3 protein-coding genes are annotated in these 3,658 nt (G+C 56.1%); all 3 read right to left on the reverse strand.

All coding sequences use genetic code 11. The features are described 5' to 3' along the window. Nucleotides 1-2,721: BPTD_3080 family restriction endonuclease (locus H5U08_RS12880; protein ID WP_297033706.1), on the reverse strand; the 2,721-nt coding region annotated here is incomplete at its 3' end. Between the two features lie 2 nt (nucleotides 2,722-2,723). Then, nucleotides 2,724-3,098: a hypothetical protein gene (locus H5U08_RS12885; RefSeq protein ID WP_297033709.1), complete on the reverse strand. Its 375-nt coding sequence runs from the start codon at nucleotides 3,096-3,098 to the stop codon at nucleotides 2,724-2,726. A gap of 2 nt (nucleotides 3,099-3,100) precedes the next feature. Beyond that, on the reverse strand, nucleotides 3,101-3,631 hold the full coding sequence (locus tag H5U08_RS12890; RefSeq protein ID WP_297033711.1) for a hypothetical protein: 531 nt from the start codon (nucleotides 3,629-3,631) through the stop codon (nucleotides 3,101-3,103). Between the last annotated feature and the right edge of the window lie 27 nt (nucleotides 3,632-3,658).

Consider the following 3,658-nt stretch of genomic DNA (forward strand, 5'->3'; position numbering starts at 1 on the left):
CTTACACACGACGAATCGCCAACAGCCGAATTCACCGTGATGGTTCACCGCCCGGATCCACCGCTGCGCTGCGATCTCCTTCTGGCGATCCTGCTCCGTCTCGAAGCCCTTGATCTCCAGGATCACCTTGACCTCAGTGCCGTCATTGCGGCGCCAGCGGATCAGGTAGTCGGGCCGGTACTCGTGTCGGAACCCATGCCACTCGTAAGGGATTGTAAAGTCAAGGTGGTCGTTGCGGGCATAGGCAATTACCTCGGGCATTCGCTCCAGTTGATACGCTGCACTGTGCTCCCACTTGGGTGCATCGAGCACCACATGGCTGATGTGGCTCTTACTTGTACCGACACATGGACGGACCGTGCGGAAAAGGACCTCGGCAGTTGAACCGATCGGGCGAAACCTCTCGATCACTGGAAGGATTGGTGGCTCTCCTGATTCGGTATCCGGTTCGATGGCCGCGGTCAAGCGTTCAACAATCCGCTCCTTGTACTTGAGCAGGGTGACCTCCTCCGGCGGCGCGTCCTGTTTCACCACAACGCGCTCTTCCAGGTACTGCCACACAATGTTGAGGACTTGAGGAAAGAGAATGTGGCGGGCGTTCCACTCTTCCCGTTTCTCTTTGAGTCGCCGCGTGAGTTCGGCCGCAATCTCGTACACGGTCGCCTGGAGGCGTTTCTCCCGGTGAAATGGGTTGCGGTCGTGGATCACCTCAGGTCCGGGCCCTAGTCGGTCAGGTCGGCCTATGCGGTAGCCTACCGCCGGCTTAACCGTTACTTCGGTGGGCTCGCTGCCGGGGTCGATCTGTAAATAAGGAAGGCCGTCCAGGCTGAGTCGAATCCGTGTGCGCACGTCGACAACGAACCCTTCAACACGGGGGAAAGTGATTTCGAGATGCTTCCGCTGAGGGAGAGCCCGCACAAGTGTGGATACTTTGGCTATTTCGGCACGATTGACGGGTTTCTTTCTGACCGGGATTACTTCGAATGGGACACCGTAGACGTCCACATACTCAGGTTCCGAAAAGTCGTCGTAATTGAGCCGCCGCAAGCCCCGTCCCACCACTTGCTCACACAGCAGTTGGGACGTGAAGGCACGCAGGCCCAAGATCTGCGTGACATTCTGGGCATCCCAGCCCTCGTTCAGCATTCCCACAGACACCACACACCGGATGTGTTTTCCTGGCGGGTCACCTTCACCCTCCCATTCGAGCTTGCCGATGGTGTCCACCACCTTGCGCAGCCGCTCGGCCGCCTCGGCCCTGGTTTCGCCCTCCCTGGCCGCCTCTGCCTCGGCAAGGAGTTTCGTGTCGATTCGGAACGTCACCTCCCCGTTCTGGCCGTTTTCGAGTTCGCGCAGGACCTTGCCCCGGACAATGTGCTCATGAACGAGTTTGGATAGGTCGGTGTTGTCGCAGACCACGATCATGACAGGCGGCACCGGCGAGCCGCACTTCTGGAACTCGTCGAAAGTCTTCTTCCACTCGCTAGCCAGGGTCACCAGGGCTCCCTCGGCCTCCCGTAGCACCGATTCCGGCTTGGCCCGGCGGCGCGCGGTTTGCCGCTCGGAAGCCGGCAACGCCTGATTGATCGTCTCCCACAGGCGGAAGTACTTGGGGATCAGCATACCGGTGTTGTCGTCCACCGGCACGCGGGGAATTTTCACAATCCCTGATTCAATCGCGTCCACCAGGCCAAAATCCGATACGACCCAAGGGAAAGGAGTCCCCTCCTGGTAGCCGCTTCCTTTGATGTAGAAAGGTGTTGCCGAAAAATCGGCACAGAAGTTGATTCGGCGGACGGCGTTTATCCTGTCCAGCCCGCTGACCCACACCGTAGCCTCCTCGCGCTCTTTGATCTCCTCTTCCGAAAGCTGCTCCTTTACCTCGTCCGACAGCGGCGCTGGACGGTACGCATGATGGGCCTCGTCGTTGATGACCAGGATGTTTTGCTTGTTGCCGAGCTTCTTCAGCGCCCGGCGGCAGAAGGCGGTATCGCTTTCCACACCCCGCTGAACCACACTTCGGGAACGGCTGTCGTCCTGCAACTGAAAAAGGTGCCAGTTCGTGACCTCGAATCTCCCCTGCTGGAGCCGTTCCAACAGCCCCCGGGGTACCAGGTCAAATTTCTCATAGTAATTGCCGGGCTTCCAGGGGAGCAGCACCTGCAGCCGCTCGCGGATGGTCAGATTGGGACACACAAGGAGCACAGCGTCAGAGAATTGCCGGAGTTGCGGGTTTGCCAGCTTGTTGAGTACCTGCCAGGCGATCACCATGCCCATGACCACGGTCTTGCCTGAGCCCGTGGCCATTTTGCAGGCGTAGCGAGTAAGTCCGTTATCCTTCGGAATCGTGATCCCTTGCTTCTCGGCCGGCGGGGCCTCCACCAGCCAGATGAGGGTTTCGGCCGCCTCCCGCTGGCAGAAGAAGAGCTTGCGTTCTCGCTCGGGGTTGTTCCAGTGGTTGAGGAGTTGGCGCGTGATGGGAGTGACGCCTAGATAACCTCGCTCCCGCCAGTTTCGCACCCGCTCCCGAATTCTGTTTACCAAATCCAGTGGAACGAATTCTTCTTCTAGCATCGCCATCTGCGGCCCGGCTGTTCGGGCTTTGAGGTAGTAACCCGCTGGCCGACGGCCGTCTTTAATAACCGGTTGCCCCTCTTCGTAGTCCCAGAAGCGGGTGGGCTCTTCGAAGGGTGAATTGAGGATGGGGTTGTCAACGAGCATACTTATTCCTTCATCTTGCCTATGATGTCTTCGGCAGTGGAAATTGCGTTCGCAACCATAATATCAAGGTTGTTAGAAATTGCATCATCATAATCGCAACGCTTGCGCCATTCATGTAAATCACGCAATTCATCCTCAATCTGCTTCCAATAAGGACCTTGCTGGCCCAGGTGTTTTCTAAGGAACCCATGATCTTTCCCACTTCTTGTTCGCTGAAAACCCAAGTGCTTCTCGGCATAGTTTCGAGTGTGACAAAAAGCCGCATAGTAGGCACGACTCACAGCTGAACGTTTTGCAGCCTCTGCAGAAAATGAAGGAACGGAAAAACTGCGCAAAGCCTTTGCTAGTTGCAAGAATTCTCTCCAGTCGAAAGCCACTTCTATGTCTCCTCTGGGGTACGAAAGTCTGTTGTCAGCAAAGGCCACTCTCTTTCGTCACTCAAACGAGATATAAACTCTTTCCGAACGTCCCGGATCTTTCTCACGATAGTTTCATCATAGTCACGGAACCGCGCATAAATGACGATATATTCTTCGTCCCCTTCAGGATCCCGACTAATCTCCAAAGATAAGATAGCTTCGGGCAATCGTTCACGGGCAAGTCTTGCCAGATCCCGCGTTAACTCAATTAAATGAGGATTCTCCCAAAAATATTGCAATACATCATCTGGCGTAAGTACACGGATTCCCATTTTCTCTAGTTGCTCAAGCACTTCTACAATTTCTTCCGATAAAGCCGAGGAAGTCGAAGAAGGTTTGAACGGAGTGATACGTGTTTCTAGCCACGCCGGCTCCCCCGGCAAGACAGGAGACTGCGGTGAGGGTTCGCCCTTGAGCCATTGAGTCTCATTCACACCCCACAGATGAAGTTCTCCTTCCTTTGAGATCTCAGGCCTGACAACGCTCGGCATCTCACTTCACCTCGTCGAACAGTTCCC

The sequence above is a fragment of the Thermogutta sp. genome (genome assembly GCF_014359955.1).
Taxonomy (GTDB): Bacteria; Planctomycetota; Planctomycetia; order Pirellulales; family Thermoguttaceae; genus Thermogutta.

What these genes read in the sequence shown, in the direction of transcription:
- H5U08_RS12890 (WP_297033711.1), bottom strand. Translation starts at nt 3,631, where the DNA reads ATGCCGAGCGTTGTCAGGCCTGAGATCTCAAAGGAAGGAGAACTTCAT.